Raw genomic sequence first — 16,470 nt, 5'->3', positions numbered from 1 at the left:
CCGTCCCGGGTCAAGCCCGGGACGACGAGATGGCGGCTTAGCCCCAGAACGCCATGGCCGCATGGACCGTCAGCATGATCAGCGCGATGGTCGCGAGGCTGAAGAGCGAGAAGCGCACGATGACGCGGTTGGTCGTCACCTGGACGAGGCTGTGGGCGATGCGCAGCACAACATAGGCCCAGGCGATGGTCGCGTTGAGATTGTCGCCCTGATCCATCAGCGCCAGTACGATGCAGATGGCGTAGAAGATCACCGGCTGTTCGAGCAGATGGTTGTAATTGTCGGCGGGCCATTGCGCCTTGGTCTCGATCCGTGCGCGCAGGTCAGCGCCGGTGCCGCCGTTGAGCTTGGCGACGTCGATCCCGGCGCGCTGCATCGCCGGGATGCGCTTTGCGTACATCCAGACCCACATGATGAGCGTCCAGCCGATCAATGCGATGACCGGACCGAAAATGGCGCTGTGCATGATGTGTCCTCCCCCTGTTTTGCGGAAGGGTGCGACGGTCGGTGCGGGTTTGCAACCAATTCCTCCCCCGAGCGACGCTCAGGAGAGGAATTGGCTACTTCACGTGCGTCGCGGTCCAGGTGGCGAACCACTCCAGCCATTTGTGGCCGGGATTGCTTGGCTTGAGCGAGAGCGCGCCGAAGCCGTGGCCGCCGCGTTCGAGCAGGTGGGCTTCGACCGGCACCTTGTGGCGGCGCGCGGCTTCAATGAGGGCGATGCTCTGGGTGACCGGCACGGTGCCGTCGTCCATCGCATGGGCGAGGAACAAGGGCGGCATTGCGGGGCTGGCGCGGGTGAGGACGTCGAAGCGGGCGGAGGCGGCTCCGGCTGGAGGCGGGCCGCCGAACAGGTTCGGGCCGGAGCGGCTGTTGGGGCCGGCGCTCGCAAACTGAGTCACCGGGTAGATCAGGCCGGAGAAGCGCGGGCGCGCGGACAGGCTGTCGGCGGCATCGCGCGGCTTGTAGACCGGATCGTCATGGCCGACGGTAAGGGTGCCGCCGAGATGGCCGCCGGCGGAAAAGCCGAGGATGCCGAGCTTGGCCGGATCAATGCGGTAATGCGTAGCATTGGCGCGGATCAGGCGCATCGCGCGCTGCGCATCCTGCAGCGGCACGTCGGTGCGGTTGAACCAGCCTTCGCCGGGCAGGCGATAGGCGAGGACGAACACGGTGATGCCGAGCGGGTTGAGCACGCGCGCGACATTCACCCCTTCATTGATCAAGCTGACAAAGACATAGCCGCCGCCGGGCATCACCAGCACCGCGCGCCCGTCGGGCCGCTGCGGGCGGAAGATGCCGAGATAGGGGTGGCGGATGCCCTTTTCCCAGCGCTGCGGCGTGCCGGGGGGCAGGGGGACGGGTTCCCTGGACGGCGCGATGCCGGGCGGGGTGCCGGGCGGCAGGGTCGGCCACAGCATCAGCGTTTCGCGCGGGGGCCAGGGCGGAGCGGGGGCAAACACCTTTTGCGCCGACTGTGCGGCGGCGGTGCCGGTAAGGCCGAAGGCGGCCGCGCCGCCGATGAATGTCCTGCGTCCGATCGTCATGCTCATGTCGCAGTCATAGGGGATTTCAGCAGCTTGGGGCCAGCCCATGCTTCGCCCTTTGCATCCGGCGCGCGCCTCCCATATGGGGGCCGCATTCCCCCGGGACATTAGAGGAAGGACACAGGCGTGAAGGACGTTCTCGTAATCGGCGCAGGCGGCGTTTCGTCGGTCGCGGTGCACAAGATGGCGAAGAATCCCGAGCTGTTCGGCAAGATCACGCTCGCCAGCCGCCGCCAGTTCAAGTGCGATGCCATCGCCGAATCGGTCAAGGAGCGCTTTGGCGTCACGATCGATACCGCGCAGGTCGATGCCGATGACGTCGCCGCGACGTCGAAGCTGATCGAGCAGGTCAAGCCGAACCTGCTCGTCAATCTGGCGCTGCCCTATCAGGACCTGAACCTGATGGACGCGTGCCTGAACACCGGCACCGACTATCTCGACACCGCCAATTACGAGCCGCGCGACGAGGCGCGGTTCCATTACGGCTGGCAGTGGGATTATCAGGACCGCTTCAAGAATGCGGGCCTGATGGCGCTGCTCGGTTCGGGTTTCGATCCGGGCGTGACCAGCGTGTTCGCGATGTACATCAAGAAGCACCTGCTCGACACGATCCGCACGCTCGACATTCTCGACTGCAATGGCGGCGATCACGGCCAGCATTTCGCGACCAACTTCAATCCCGAGATCAACATCCGCGAGATCACGGCGCCCGCGCGGCACTGGGAGAATGGCGAATGGGTCGAGACCCCCGCGCTGTCGACGCGGCAGGTGTTCGAGTTCGATCAGGTCGGCGCCAAGAACATGTACCTCATGTACCATGAGGAGCTGGAGAGCCTGGCCAAGTTCATTCCGGAGATGGAGCGCGCGCGCTTCTGGATGACCTTTGGCGAACAGTATCTGACGCATCTGCGCGTGCTGCAGAATGTCGGCCTGACCTCGATCGAGCCGATCATGTATGAGGGCCGCGAGATCGTGCCGCTGCAGTTCCTGAAGGCCGTGCTGCCCGAGCCGTCGACGCTGGGCACGACGACCAAGGGCAAGACCAATATCGGCGACATCGCGACCGGCATGAAGGACGGGGAAGAGAAGACCTTCTACGTCTACAATGTCTGCGATCACGAGGACGCGTTCGAGGAGACCGGCAATCAGGCGGTGAGCTACACCACCGGCGTTCCGGCAATGATCGGCGCGGCGCTGATGCTCAATGGCCAGTGGCGTGGCGAGGGCGTGTTCAACATGGAACAGTTCGACCCCGATCCCTTCATGGACATGCTGAACCAGCATGGCCTGCCGTGGCAGGTGAAGGAACTGGCCGAGCCGCTGAAGTTCTAAAACTCCTCCCCCGGAGTGGGAGGGGGACCGCCGCGAAGCGGTGATGGAGGGGTGTCCCGCTCTCGATAGGGCGACACCCCTCCGTCATCGCTTCGCGATGCCACCTCCCCTTGCAGGGGAGGATTTTGGAGTTTGCCAATGACCGAAACCCGTGCCGCGTCGCCTGTCATGTCCACCAAGGCCGGGGATCCGGGCGCGTTCGCCGGGTTCGACCTGAGCCGTGTGCCTTCGCCCTGCTTTGTCGTCGATGCGGCGGCAGTGGAGCGGAACCTCCAGACCATCGCCGATGTGCGCGACCGCGCCGGGGTGAAAATCCTGCTGGCGCTCAAGGCGTTTTCGATGTGGTCGCTGGGCGATCTGGTCGGGCGGTACCTGGACGGCGTCGCGACGTCGGGCCTGTGGGAAGCGCGGCTGGCGAAGAACCATTATCATGGTGAGATCGCAACCTATTGTTCGGGCTATAAAAAGTCCGATATGGCAGAGGTCTGCGCGATCTCTGATCATGTGATCTTCAACACCCCGTTCCAGCACGCGGCGATGAAAAGCGAACTGGCGGCGGCGCGCGCGCGGGGCGAGAAATTCGAGGTCGGGCTGCGCCTCAACCCGATGCACAGCGAGGGTGAGGTCCAGAAATACGACCCGGCCCAGCCGCATTCGCGGCTCGGCTTCCCCGCCGATCAGCTGAAGGCCGAGCATCTGGAGGGCGTGGACGGCATCCATGTCCATTCGCTGTGCGAACAGGATTTCCCGCCGCTGCGCCGGACCTGGGAAGCGCTGAGGCCGCGGATCGCGCCCTATCTGGGCCAGCTGAAATGGCTCAATTTCGGCGGCGGGCATCACATCACGCGCGCCGATTATCAGCGCGACGATCTGGTCGATTTCCTGCGTCAGGTGCGCGAGGAGACCGGACTGGAAGTGATCCTGGAGCCGGGCGAGGCGATCGCGCTCGATACCGGAATTCTGGTCGGCGAGTTCGTTGACGTGTTCACCAACGGCATGCCGATCGGCGTGGTCGACATCTCGGCGACCTGCCACATGCCCGATGTGATCGAGGCGCCGTACCGCCCGGCGATGCTGGGCGAGGAGGGCGATGTGCTGGTGCGCTTGGGTGGGCCGTCGTGCCTGGCCGGCGACATTCTGGGCGATTTCCGCTTTCTGCAATGGCCGGTGCCGGGACAGCGCTTCGCGTTTCTCGATCAGGCGCATTATTCGATGGTCAAAACGACGACCTTCAACGGCGTGCCGCTGCCGAGCATCGCGCTGTGGGACAGCCGGACCGACGATCTGCGGATCGTGAAGAGCTTCGGATACGCCGATTTCGAGGGGCGGCTTTCCTGAATCGGGTGGCGGTGCTAGGCGCGCCGCCATGCTGAACCTTTCCGCCATCACCGTCCGCCTGGGCGGGCGCACGATCATCGACCGCGCCAGTGCCGCATTGCCGCCGCGTGGGCGGATCGGGCTGGTCGGGCGGAACGGCGCGGGCAAGTCTACGCTGGTGAAGGTGATCGCGGGGCAGCTCGACCCCGATGAGGGCAGCGCCGATATGCCGCGTGGGAGCCGCATCGGCTATGTCGCGCAGGAAGCGCCGGCGGGGAAGACCACGCCGTTCGAGACGGTGCTGGCCGCCGACACCGAGCGCGCGGCGCTGATGGCCGAGGCCGAGGGGCTGGAAGACCCCGACCGGCTGGGCGAGATTCACGAGCGGCTGGGCGCGATCGACGCCTACACCGCGCCGTCGCGGGCGGCGCGAATCCTGGTCGGGCTGGGCTTTGACGAGGAGGCACAGCACCGCCCGCTCGACAGTTTTTCGGGCGGCTGGCGGATGCGCGTGGCGCTGGCGGCATTGCTGTTCAGCCAGCCCGACCTGTTGCTGCTCGATGAGCCCTCGAACCACCTCGACCTTGAGGCGGTGCTGTGGCTGGAGGATTTTCTGATTTCCTATCCCGCGACGATCGTGATCGTCAGCCATGAGCGGGATTTCCTCAACAATGTGGTCGACCACATCCTGCACCTCGATAAGGGCAAGCTGACGCTCTATCCCGGCGGCTACGACCAGTTCGAACGGCAAAAGGCCGAGCGGCAGGCGCAGCAGGCGGCGGCGCGCGAGAAGCAGCTGGCCGAGCGGGCGAAGCTGCAGGACTATGTCGCGCGCAACTCCGCCCGCGCATCGACCGCGAAACAGGCGCAGTCGCGCGCCAAGGCGCTCGCCCGGATGCAGCCGATCGCGGCGGTGGTCGACGATCCGACGCTGGCGTTCGGCTTTCCCGATCCCGACCAGTTGCGCCCGCCGCTGATCACGCTCGACCATGCCAGTGTGGGCTATGACGGGACGCCGATCCTGTCGCGGCTGAACCTGCGGATCGATCCGGATGACCGCATCGCGCTGCTCGGCCGCAACGGCAACGGCAAGACGACGCTGGCGCGGCTGCTGGCGGCGCAGCTGACGCCGCTGGACGGTGAAAAGGCAGCGTCGGCGAAGATGCGGGTGGGGTATTTCACCCAGTATCAGGTCGAGGAGCTGCACAGCGACGAGACGCCGTTCGACCATATGCAGCGGTTGATGGAGGGGGAGAAGCCCGCCGCGGTGCGCGCGCAGCTCGGTCGGTTCGGCTTTGCCGGGGACAAGGCGCTGACCCAGGTGGGCAAGCTGTCGGGCGGTGAGCGCGCGCGGCTGGCGCTGGCGCTGATCACCCGCGACGCGCCGCACATGCTGATCCTCGACGAACCGACCAACCATCTCGACGTCGATTCGCGAGAAGCGCTGATCCAGGCGCTGACCGCCTATCAGGGCTGTGTCGTGATTGTCAGCCATGACCGGCACATGATCGAGATGACCGCCGACCGGCTGGTGCTGGTCGATGGCGGGACGGCGCGCCCGTTTGACGGGAGTATCGAGGATTACATCGCCTTCGTGCTCGCCAAGGAGCCCAAGGGCGAGGGCAGCGCCAAGGGCGGCGTCAACCGCAAGGATGCGCGGCGCGAGGCGGCCGAGGCGCGCGAAAAGGGCAATGCGATGCGCAAGGCCGCCAAGGCGGCCGAGGTGGAGTTGACCAAGCTGCAGGAGAAGCTGAGCGCGATCGACCGCGCGATGTTCGATCCTGCAACGGCCGCGCCCGATCTGGCGAAGCTGACCATGACCGAGCTGATGAAGCAGCGGGGCATGGTGGTGAAGGGAATCGAGGCGGCGGAAACCGCGTGGATGGAGGCGCAGGAGGCGCTGGAGGCTCTGGCGGCCTGACCCGTTTTCAGCAAGCGATGACGAACGACCCTTCGACAAGCTCAGGGCGAGCGGGGTAGGAGGGGGCGTGCCCATCGCTGTTGTTCACCACCCGCTCTATGTGGCGCCCGCGCCGGCGCGCAGCCAGTATCAGTGGAACAAGAACGGGCTGGTCCGCGACCTGCTGCGCGATCTGGGCAATGCGCTGGACTGGCACGAGCCCGAGCCGATGGCGCGCGACTGGATCGAGGCGGTGCACGATCCTGACTATGTCGCCGAGGTGATCGAGACGCGGGTGCCGCGTGAGAAGGAGCGGCGGATCGGCTTTCCCGTGACGCCGGAGGTCGCGGCGCGGGCGCTGGCGGTTCCGGGTGGCACCTATGCAGCGGCGAAGATCGCGCAGCAGCGGGGCTTTGCCGCCAATACCGCCGGGGGCAGCCATCATGCGCTGCACGCGACCGGCGCGGGCTTTTGCGTGTTCAACGATCTTGCTATCGCGGCGCATCGGCTGGCCGAAGAGGGCGAGCGGGTGCTGATCGTCGATTGCGATGTGCATCAGGGCGACGGCACTGCGGCGCTGACCGCGGGGCGGACCGACATCGCGACCTATTCGATCCATGCCGAGAAGAATTTCCCGGTGCGCAAGGCGCGCTCGACGCTTGACGTCGCGCTGCCCGACGGGGTGGACGATGCCGGTTATATGGACGCGCTGAGCGCGAGTCTGCCGGGACTGGTCGATGCGTTCGAGCCGACGATCCTGCTGTACCAGGCCGGGGTCGATCCGTGGGAAGGCGACCGGCTGGGGCGGCTGGGCCTCAGCCGCGAGGGGCTGATGGTGCGCGACCGCTGGATCGCGGGGCTGGCGCGCCGGCATGGCCTGCCGATCGCAAGCGCGCTGGGCGGCGGGTACGGGCTGGACGCGATGGAGGTATCGGCGCGGCATGTCGCGTCGATCCTGGCGCTGGGCGCGGTGCTGACGGAGCTGCCGTAAAAGAACCGATTGCAAGTGCGCGCCATCGCTATACCTTGATGGCACCAACGCCCCGATCACGAAGGGCGAGGATGCGGTTGCAGGAGAAGGCCGAATGGCGACTGCCGTGCATGAGGTGACCCCGGAGGAAGCCTCCGCCAATCCGCCGCCCGAAGCGGTGGTCGTTCGGTTCGCCGGAGATAGCGGCGACGGGATGCAGCTGACCGGCGGGCAATTCACCCTGTCGACCGCGCTGGCGGGCAATGACCTTGCCACTTTCCCCGATTTCCCTGCCGAGATCCGCGCACCGCAGGGGACGTTGTTCGGGGTTTCCGCTTTCCAGATCAATTTCGGATCGGCGGCGATCGAGACGGCGGGCGATGCGCCCGATGTGCTGGTCGCGATGAACCCGGCGGCGCTCAAGACCAATGTCGGCGATTTGAAGCCTGGCGGGCTGATCATCGCGGACGAAGGCGAGTTCAACAAACGCAACCTCGACAAGGCGAAGTACGAACAGAACCCGTTGGAGGATGGCAGCCTCGCCAAATGGCAGCTGCTCAAGCTCAACATCTCGCAACTGACGCTCGACGCCGTGAAGCCGTTCGGGCTTGGCAACAAGGAAGCGTTGCGCTGCAAGAATATGTGGACGCTCGGCCTTGCGCTGTGGATGTTCGACCGGGAGCGCGGGCCTCTGATCGACTGGCTGAAGGCCAAATTCGCCAAGGCGCCCGAGCTGGCCGAGGCGAATATCGCGGCGCTCAATGCCGGCCACGCCTATGGCGAGACGGCGGAGCTGGGCGCGACCGGGATCGGGCAGCTGCACGTTCCCGCCGCGCCGGTTGCGCCGGGGCTGTATCGCACGGTGACCGGCGCGGATGCGATCAGCATGGGGCTGGTCGCGGGGGCGCAGCTGGCGAACCTCAAGCTCTTCTATGGCGGCTACCCGATCACCCCGGCGAGCGCGATCCTGCACCATCTGGCGCGGTTGAAGGAGTTTGGGGTCACGACCTTTCAGGCGGAGGACGAGATTGCGGCGGTCGCGTCAGCCATTGGGGCGTCCTATGCCGGGTCGCTGGGCGTCACCTGTTCGTCGGGGCCGGGGATTGCGCTCAAGACCGAGGCGATTGGCCTCGCCATCATGACCGAATTGCCGCTGGTGATCGTCAATGCGCAGCGCGGCGGGCCGTCGACGGGCCTTCCGACCAAGACCGAGCAGTCGGACCTGTATCAGGCGGTCTATGGCCGCAATGGCGATGCGCCAGTGCCGGTGATCGCCGCGCGCTCCGCCGCCGATTGCTTTGATGTCGCGATCGAGGCGGTGCGGATCGCGACGCAGTACATGACCCCGGTGATGCTGCTGACCGACGGCTATCTGCAGAATGCAGCCGAGCCGTGGAAGGTGCCGGATATGGGCGATTACGCGCCGTTCCCGGTGGAATTCCGCACTGATCCACCACCCGAGGGCGAGAAATTCCTGCCCTACGCCCGTAATGAGAAGCTGGCGCGGCCATGGGTCAGGCCGGGGACTCCCGGGCTGCTCCACCGCATCGGTGGGATCGAGAAGGCGCCGGGGACCGGCAATATCGACTATGCCCCCGCGACGCACCAGAGCATGACCGACACGCGGCAGGCGAAGATCGCGGGCATCAAGGTGCCGGATCAGGAGATCGAACAGGGCGCGCCGGGAGGGGAACTGGTCGTGGTCGGCTGGGGCTCAACCTATGGCCCGATTACGCAGGCGGTGCGGCGCGCGCGGCGCAAGGGGCTGGACGTCAGCCACATCCATATCCGGCATATCTGGCCGCTTCCGGCGAATTTGGGTGATTTGCTCAAGGGATATGATCGGGTGTTGGTGCCCGAGATGAACACCGGGCAGCTCAAGACCTTGCTGCGCGATCAGTTTCTGGTGGACGCGAAGCCGCTCAATAAGGTGTCGGGGCAGCCGTTCCGGATCCATGAGATCGAGGCGGCGATTGAGGAGATGCTGGGATGAACGAGATCACCACCATCCGCCCGTCGACGCCGAAGGATTGGGAGACCGACCAAGAAGTCCGCTGGTGTCCCGGCTGCGGCGATTATGCGATCCTGAAGGCGGTGCAGCGGACGATGCCGGAGATCGGGGCGACGCCGGAGAAGACGGTGTTCGTCAGCGGGATCGGATGTTCGTCGCGCTTCCCCTATTATATGGAAACCTATGGCTTCCACACCATCCATGGCCGCGCGCCGGCGGTGGCGACGGGGGTGAAGCTGGCCAATCCTGATCTCGATGTGTGGATCATCACCGGCGATGGCGATGGCCTCAGCATCGGCGGCAATCACACGATGCACCTGCTGCGCCGTAATCTCGATTGCCAGATCCTGTTGTTCAACAACGAGATTTACGGCCTGACCAAGGGGCAATATTCGCCGACCAGCCGGGAGGGGACGCGATCGCCCTCCACCCCGTTCGGGTCGGTCGATCATCCGGCGAAGCCGTGCGCGTTTGCGCTGGGATCGGGCGCGCGGTTCATTGCGCGCGGGATCGACGTGAACAAGAATTTGCCGAGCGTGCTCAAGGCGGCGCATGCGCACAAGGGCGCGGCGTTTGTCGAGATTTTCCAGAACTGCATCGTCTATAACGCCGACGTCTTCGCGCCCTTTGCCGACAAGGCGAATGCCGGGCACCAGCTGTGGGTCGAGCATGGCCAGCCGATGCTGTTCGCTGGCGGGACCAAGGGGCTGGCGCTGGATACCGCGCGCCTGACGCTGACCGTCATCGATGTGGTCGATGGCGACGCATCGGGCGTGCTCGTGCATGACATGACCAACCGCATGCTCGCGCATCTGCTGGTCGAAATGCCGTTCGGCCCGTTCCCGATGGCGCTCGGCGTGATTTACGACGATCCCGCCCCGACCTTCGAAAACGCGGTCGTCGCGCAGAATGCGGCGGTGGGCGAGGGCAAGATCGCCGACCTGCAAAAGCTCGTCAGCAAGGGCCAGACCTGGCAGGTGGACAAGGAACCGCGCACCGCATAGCGCGGCGGTCATGGACAATCTGACACACAGCATGATCGGGGCCGCGCTGGGGCAGGCGGGGCTGAAGAAGCTGTCCGGCCTGGGCATGCCGACGCTGATCATCGCGGCAAACATCCCCGATCTAGACGCGGCCTGTACATTTTATGGCACCCAGTCGCTCGCGATGCGACGCGGGCTGACGCACGGGCCGATCGCGATGCTGGTGCTGCCGGTGCTGTTGACCGCGATCATGGTCGGGTTCGACCGGTGGCAGGCGCGGCGGGGGAAGCGCCCGGAGGCCCGCGCGCCGGTGCGGCCATGGCATTTGCTGCTGCTGGCGTTCATCGGGACGCTGAGCCATCCGGCGTTCGACTGGCTCAACAGCTATGGCATCCGGCTGCTCGAACCGTTTTCGTCGCGCTGGTTCTATGGCGACAGCATCTTCATCATCGACATCTGGATGTGGGCGATGCTGATCGGCGGGTTTCTGTGGTCGCGCCGGGCGGAGCGGCGCGGGGGCGATTGGCGGCGGCGCGGCGGGATCGTGGTCGCGACCGTCAGCGTCTATATCCTGGGCAATGGCGTGCTGACCGGCCTTGCCGAAACGCAGACGGCAGCGCGGGTGCGCGCCGACCATGGCATCGTGCCCGAACTGGTCGTCGCCAATCCGGTGCCGATCGCCTTCTGGCAGCGCGAGATATTGTGGCGCGGCGCGGGACAGCGCGGGCGGCGGGTGATCAACCTGGCGGAGGGCGCGCTGCCGACGATCTTCCCGCTCGAGGTCGAGGCGCCGGCGCCGATCGGGATGGACGATCCGCGCATCGCGGCGGCGGCGGCGCGCGACCCGAATGTGCGGGCATTCCTGTTCTGGTCGCGCATGCCCTTTGCCGAGCGCAAGCCGGACGGGAGCCTCATGATCTGGGACCAGCGCTTTGGCCATGACGTGGCGCGCGGTCAGTTCAGCGCGCGGATTCCGGCGGAAGGGGACGGGCAGTGACCAGCATCCTGTGGTTTCGCCGTGACCTGCGCCTGTCGGATCAGGCGGCGCTGATCGCCGCGGCGGGGGAGGGGCCGGTGGTGCCGGTCTATATCCTCGACGACGAGACGCCGAAGCATCGCGCAATAGGCGGGGCATCGCGCTGGTGGCTCCACCATAGCCTCGCCAGCCTCGACGCGGCGCTGCGCGACAAGGGATCGCGGCTGATCCTGAGGCGGGGCAAGTCGGACGCGGTGCTGGCGGCGCTGGCGGAGGAAGTGGGGACGAAGCGGGTTCACTGCATCCGTCATTACGAGCCGTGGTGGCGCAATGCCGAGCGGGCGGTCGCCAAGCAGCTGGAGCTGGTGTGCCATGACGGCAATTACCTTGCCCCGCCGGGATCGGTGACGACCGGATCGGGCGATCCCTACAAGATCTACACGCCGTTCTGGCGCGCGTTGCAGCAGCGGATGCCGCCGGCTGCTCCGGCGAACCGGCCGCGCGAGATTCCGGCGCCGTCACAGTGGCCGCAGTGCGAGAGGCTGGAGGAATGGGGGCTGTTGCCGACCAAGCCCGACTGGGCGAGCGGCTTTGCCGATTGGGAGCCGGGCGAAGCGGGCGCGCGGAAACGGGTCGACGCCTTTGTTGACAAGGCGGCGGAGTATGACCGCACGCGCAACCTGCCCTCGATCGAGGGGAGTTCGCGCCTGAGCCCGCATCTGCATTTCGGCGAGGTGTCGCCAGCCTATGTCTGGCACCGCGTGGCCGATGCGGGCGGGTCGGTCGATGTGTTTCTGAGCGAGATTGGCTGGCGCGATTATGCGCAGAATGTGATCGTGCAATTCCCTGACTATGCCGCCAAGAATGCGCGTGAGAAGTTCGATGCGATCCCGTGGCGCGATTTTCGCTCGTCAGCGGCGCGCGACGACTTCGACGCCTGGACCAAGGGGCGGACGGGCTATCCCATCGTCGATGCCGGGATGCGCCAGCTATGGGCGACCGGGTGGATGCACAATCGTGTGCGGATGATCGCGGCGAGTTTCCTGATCAAGCATCTGCTGATCGACTGGCGCGAGGGGGAGCGCTGGTTCTGGGACACGCTGGTCGATGCCGATTACGCGAGCAACGCGGTCAACTGGCAATGGGTGTCCGGGACGGGCATCGATTCGAACATGTTCGTGCGGATCATGGCGCCGCTGTCGCAATCGGAGAAGTTCGATGCGGCGGGCTATATCCGTGAGTGGGTGCCCGAGCTGGCGAAACTGCATGACGACGTGATCCACGATCCCGAGGAGCATGGGCGGCGGCCAGGCGACTATCCGCGCAAGATCATCGGCCACCGCGAAGCGCGCGAGCGCGCGCTGGCGGCGGTGCGGGGGATTTGATCCGGCGCATCGCGGCAGAAACCCGGGCGATTTTTGTGCCGTTTGCCCGGACGGACGCGCTAAGAGCGGACAGGTAAACAGGGCGGCCTGCGGGACAAGGGTGTCGTGGATCGCGTCGAGCGACGGACAGGGAGAGGGGCATGCGCGGATTTGGAGTGGCGCTGGGCGCGCTGGCATTGGCGAGCTGTGCAGCAACAGGGGGCACGCCGCCAGCGACCGTCGCGGTCGCCCCGCAGGAAGCCGCGAAACTGCGCCAGGTCGGTGCAGCGGTGCTGTTCTGGTCGCAGGAAGAGCGGTTCCGCAATTTTCCCGCGATGGAGAAGCTGTTCCCCGGCACCGTCGCGCGGGCGGGGCGCAAGGTTCGCGCGCTGCCGCAGGGCGCACCGCTGCCAATCGCGGAGGCGGAGGTGGCCGCGTTCATGGCCGCGCAGAATGTCACCGGGCTGCTGGTGCTGCAGGACGGTAAAGTCCGGATGGAGCGCTATGCCCGCGGCTATGGACCGGAGGGGCGCTGGACGAGCTTTTCGGTTGCCAAGTCGGTGACATCGACGCTGGTCGGTGCGGCGATCAAGGACGGCTACATCAAGTCGATCGATGATCCCGTGACGCGCTACATCCCCGATCTGGCCGGGGCGGGCTATGACGGCGTGAGCATCCGCCAGCTGCTGACGATGACGTCGGGGGTGAAGTGGAACGAGGACTATACCGATCCCAATAGCGATGTGGCGCGGATGTTCGCCGAGGCGGTGCCGGCGGGAATGGACCCGACCGTCTTCTACATGCGCAAGCTGCCGCGGGAGAGCGAGCCGGGTGCGAAGTTCGTCTACAAGACCGGCGAAACCAATCTGATCGGCGTGCTGGTGCGCCGCGCGACGGGCAAGTCGCTATCGGCCTATCTGGAAGAGAAGATCTGGAAGCCGTTCGGTATGGAGCGCGACGCGTTCTGGATGACCGACCAGACGGGTGCGGAAGTTTCGGGCTGTTGCCTGTCGGTGTCGCTGCGCGATTATGGGCGGATCGGCCAGATGGCGCTTGAGGGCGGCAAGGGCATCGTCCCCGCCGGCTGGTTCGCCGATGCGACCAAGGCGCAGGTTACCTATCCGGGCGGCGGCTATGGCTATCAATGGTGGGTGCTGCCGGGCGGTACCTATGCCGCGCAGGGAATTTTCGGGCAGGTGATCCTGGTCGATCCGTCGAGCAAGCTGGTGATGGTGACCAGCGCGGCCTGGCCCCGTGCGAGCGACCGCGATCTCGCCCAGGCGCGGCTGGCGTTCGCGATGAAGGTGCAGGCAGCAGCCCGGCAATAATGTTCAGGATCCCTTCCCCGCGGGCAGGGAAGGGATCGCATTAGCCGCGCAGCCGCTCGATCGCCTGCGCCAGTGCGACGTAGAGCTTGCCCATGTCGGATGACAGCAAGGTCACACCCAGCGGCGCCCCGTCGCGCAGCGCGAGCACCTGACGCAGCATCGCTTCGAAATCGTGGATGTAGCGGTTCACCTGCTCGCGGAAATCGGGATCGCCCTCGTAGAGCGACGACACTTCGCGCGCCTGGCCGCTGTCGAGCAGACGCACCGCGCGGCGGGTAAAGACGCCGCGGTCGCCCTTCAGATAGGCGGCCCAGGCGCTGTCCGACACCTCGTGCGCAAATGCCTTTGAAATGTCGATCGACGCGGAATTGAGCGCCTCGACCAGCAGCGACACGCGCCGCGCGAAATTGTCGCGATCGGCGTTCTCGCGTTCGGCACGGGCTTCGTCGATGCGTGCCTCGACCTGGGCGGAGGCGTCGTTGATCGACAGCATCTGTTGCGCGAGCCGTTCGGACGCACGCGCCGCGGCGCTGATCGCGCCCTGCGTCACCTCGCCCAGCTCGATCAACTGGGTACGAACGCTGGCGTCGAGCGCACGGCGCAGCGCGGCGGCGCCGGCTTCCTCGAGCTGACGGGTGGCCTCCGGGACAAGGCTGGCGAGCGCTGTGCGCGCCTGATCCGCAGCGGCATTGGCGGTTTCGCGGATCCGCAGCAGCGCATCGACCAGTTCGGGCGCGGCTTCGTCGGCGAAGCGGCGCGCATTGGCGATGGCGCGGTCGACCACGTCCTCAAGCTGGACGGTGCGCGCTTGCCCGTCCTCGAGCGAGTCGAGCAGCGCGGCCTGTGTCTTGGCGAGCATGTCGCGTTGGGTGCGGACCACATCGGCGATCGCCTCGATCGCGTCATGGGTGCTTTCGGCAGCGGTGACGAGCGCGAGCAGTTCGGGCTTGGACGCGGCGATAACGCCGCGCGTGGCGCCGATCCGCTCCTCGAGCCGGGCGAGCGCGTCGGGCATCGTCTCGTCCATCTCGCGCGCGGACGAATCGAGCGCGGTCAGCAGTTCTTCAGCCGTCGCGATCACGCGCCGCGCGGTGTCGTCGCCGTCGCGCAAGGTGGCGGTCATTGCCGCGGCCGAGCTGTCGAGCGCGCTGAGCGAGGCGGCAAGCGCCTGGGTTCGTTCCATCCCGTGGCTGTGCAGCGAAGCCAGCTGGCCATCGGCCTGCGCGATCCCGCCAGCCACCGAGGCAAGCAGGATGTCGACGCGCGTCTGTTCCTCGCCCAGTCGCTCGGCGATCCGTCCGATCGTCTCCTCGACCTCGCCGATCCGGGTGCCGACCGTGTCGATACTGTCGCGTCCGGCCTTGTCGAGCGACGCCTGGTTGGCGGCCAGCATGGCGAGCATCGCTTCGCCCTGTGCGGCAATGCCCTTGCGCGCTTCGTCCACTGCGGCGGCGGCGCGTTCGAGCATCGCGTCGACGGTTTCCGACATCTGCGCGGCAACGCTTTCGAGCTTGGTCCCCGCATTTTCGCTGGTCGCTTCCATGCGGGTGATGTGCGCGGCGAGCCGCTGTGCCGCGCCGCCGGCGATGCTGTCCGCCTCGCGCCCGCGTTCGCCGAGCGCGACCAGCTGGGCATCGAGCGCGGCAGCATGTTCGCTTGCCTTGAGCCCGGCGGCGTCGAGCGTCGCGGCGATCCCGGTCATCTGGTCGTGCGCCTTGGGCAGCGAGGCGAGCACGATCCCGACGCTGTTCTCTGCCGCACTGCTGCTGTCGACCAGCTTTTGCGCGCTGTCGCCCAGCGCGCGGGCTTCGGCCGCCATGCCGTTCGAAATCGCCTGAAGCCGTTCCGCCGCGCGGTCGCCCATCGCCATCAGCGCGGTGGTCTGTTCGGCGAGTTCCGCCCGATTTGCTTCGATCTTGCGGGACAGGGTGGCGACGACGCGCTCGAGGCTGGCGGCTTCGGCGCGCATCGCACGTGCGGTATCGGCGAACCGCCGCGCCTCGGCGACGCTGTTGCGGCGGGCGAGCAGCCAGAGGATGCCGACCAGGGCCGGCGGTACGCACAGCGCGGCGATCAGCTGGACAAGGTCGACCGGCGGCAGCGGCGCGGCGATCACCGGCTGGAGCAGCCAGCCCGCAAATCCGAACCAGCCGAGCACCAGCGTGGCGACAATCGCCATGGCGAACCACGGGCGCGGGACCGCCGCAGACACTGTTTCAAGATCGGCGGCGGGGGACGATGGATCGCCTGCATCCTGCGCGGCCATGGCCGCCGCGAATGTCGCCGGCCCAGCCTCTTCGACCAGAAGAAGCTCGTCATCCGCATCGATCGGACGCGGTCCGATCCTGTTCGTGCCCCCGTTCATTGTCCCGGTTTAGCACAAGTGCCGCGCCATCGCCTAGCATTGTGAAACCCCTCATTAATCACGTGGATTCTAGGGATTGGGGATGGCGTATGATCCCGGTGCAATCGATGCGACTCTGGCGGCGGCGGTAGGCGATGAGCCTGGCCTGATTGCCGAGCTTCGCGGTGCGTTTCTCGACAGTGCGCGACGCGCGCTGGAACTGTTGCGCGGGAGCGACGATCCGGAAGGCTGGCGTGGCGCTGCACTGCGGCTCAAAGGACTGGCGGCCAGTTTCGGTGCGGTGCGGCTGATGGCGCTGGCGCAGGACGCGGCCGATGCGCAAGCGGGTGACCGCGCTGTCCTGCGCAAGATCGAACGCGCGATCGAGCGGCTCTGAC

13 protein-coding genes are annotated in these 16,470 nt (G+C 66.6%); 10 read left to right on the top strand and 3 right to left on the bottom strand.

The features are described 5' to 3' along the window. Nucleotides 1–37: 37 nt before the first annotated feature. Both J2Y54_RS03405 and J2Y54_RS03400 read right to left on the bottom strand, forming a co-directional pair. Complete coding sequence (locus J2Y54_RS03405; protein ID WP_310036909.1) at nucleotides 38–466, bottom strand: MAPEG family protein; 429 nt, start codon at nucleotides 464–466, stop codon at nucleotides 38–40. Between the two features lie 94 nt (nucleotides 467–560). Continuing rightward, nucleotides 561–1,553 carry an alpha/beta hydrolase gene (locus J2Y54_RS03400; RefSeq protein ID WP_310036908.1) on the bottom strand — a complete coding sequence of 331 codons (993 nt, stop codon included), beginning with the start codon at nucleotides 1,551–1,553 and terminating at the stop codon, nucleotides 561–563. A gap of 120 nt (nucleotides 1,554–1,673) precedes the next feature. Here J2Y54_RS03400 and J2Y54_RS03395 point away from each other — a divergent pair, with 120 nt between their 5' ends. The 9 genes from J2Y54_RS03395 to J2Y54_RS03355 all read left to right on the top strand — a co-directional run bounded on the left by J2Y54_RS03395 (nucleotide 1,674) and on the right by J2Y54_RS03355 (nucleotide 13,728). Then, nucleotides 1,674–2,879 (top strand): saccharopine dehydrogenase family protein, encoded by a 1,206-nt coding sequence (locus J2Y54_RS03395; RefSeq protein ID WP_310036906.1) that lies wholly within the window; start codon nucleotides 1,674–1,676, stop codon nucleotides 2,877–2,879. Between the two features lie 168 nt (nucleotides 2,880–3,047). Continuing rightward, on the top strand, nucleotides 3,048–4,217 hold the full coding sequence (locus J2Y54_RS03390) for a carboxynorspermidine decarboxylase (RefSeq protein WP_310036904.1): 1,170 nt from the start codon (nucleotides 3,048–3,050) through the stop codon (nucleotides 4,215–4,217). Nucleotides 4,218–4,245: 28 nt separating this feature from the next. Continuing rightward, nucleotides 4,246–6,117 (top strand): ABC-F family ATP-binding cassette domain-containing protein, encoded by a 1,872-nt coding sequence (locus J2Y54_RS03385; RefSeq protein ID WP_310036902.1) that lies wholly within the window; start codon nucleotides 4,246–4,248, stop codon nucleotides 6,115–6,117. A gap of 67 nt (nucleotides 6,118–6,184) precedes the next feature. Then, nucleotides 6,185–7,087: a histone deacetylase gene (locus J2Y54_RS03380; protein WP_310036901.1), complete on the top strand. Its 903-nt coding sequence runs from the start codon at nucleotides 6,185–6,187 to the stop codon at nucleotides 7,085–7,087. 94 nt (nucleotides 7,088–7,181) lie between these two features. Beyond that, on the top strand, nucleotides 7,182–9,059 hold the full coding sequence (locus J2Y54_RS03375) for a 2-oxoacid:acceptor oxidoreductase subunit alpha (protein WP_310036900.1): 1,878 nt from the start codon (nucleotides 7,182–7,184) through the stop codon (nucleotides 9,057–9,059). Next, nucleotides 9,056–10,081: a 2-oxoacid:ferredoxin oxidoreductase subunit beta gene (locus tag J2Y54_RS03370; RefSeq protein WP_310036899.1), complete on the top strand. Its 1,026-nt coding sequence runs from the start codon at nucleotides 9,056–9,058 to the stop codon at nucleotides 10,079–10,081. The genes J2Y54_RS03375 and J2Y54_RS03370 overlap by 4 nt, the downstream gene beginning before the upstream one ends. Nucleotides 10,082–10,091: 10 nt before the next feature. After that, entirely contained in the window at nucleotides 10,092–11,057 is a 966-nt protein-coding gene (locus tag J2Y54_RS03365; RefSeq protein ID WP_310036898.1) for a metal-dependent hydrolase, read from the top strand. Next, the gene (locus J2Y54_RS03360; RefSeq protein ID WP_310036897.1) at nucleotides 11,054–12,421 is read left to right on the top strand and encodes a deoxyribodipyrimidine photo-lyase; all 1,368 of its coding nucleotides are present in this window, start codon (nucleotides 11,054–11,056) and stop codon (nucleotides 12,419–12,421) included. The genes J2Y54_RS03365 and J2Y54_RS03360 overlap by 4 nt, the downstream gene beginning before the upstream one ends. Nucleotides 12,422–12,561: 140 nt before the next feature. After that, on the top strand, nucleotides 12,562–13,728 hold the full coding sequence (locus J2Y54_RS03355; protein WP_310036896.1) for a serine hydrolase domain-containing protein: 1,167 nt from the start codon (nucleotides 12,562–12,564) through the stop codon (nucleotides 13,726–13,728). A gap of 40 nt (nucleotides 13,729–13,768) precedes the next feature. On the opposite strand, the gene J2Y54_RS03350 is transcribed toward J2Y54_RS03355, so the two are convergent. After that, nucleotides 13,769–16,093: a hypothetical protein gene (locus J2Y54_RS03350; protein WP_310036894.1), complete on the bottom strand. Its 2,325-nt coding sequence runs from the start codon at nucleotides 16,091–16,093 to the stop codon at nucleotides 13,769–13,771. An 82-nt stretch (nucleotides 16,094–16,175) separates the two neighbouring features. Here J2Y54_RS03350 and J2Y54_RS03345 point away from each other — a divergent pair, with 82 nt between their 5' ends. Further along, on the top strand, nucleotides 16,176–16,469 hold the full coding sequence (locus J2Y54_RS03345; protein WP_310036893.1) for an Hpt domain-containing protein: 294 nt from the start codon (nucleotides 16,176–16,178) through the stop codon (nucleotides 16,467–16,469). The last annotated feature ends 1 nt before the right edge of the window (nucleotide 16,470 follow it).

Origin of the sequence: Sphingomonas sp. BE123 (genome assembly GCF_031456015.1) — a bacterium.
Lineage (GTDB): Bacteria > Pseudomonadota > Alphaproteobacteria > Sphingomonadales > Sphingomonadaceae > Sphingomonas.
This window is presented reverse-complemented; position numbering and strand designations above follow the sequence as displayed.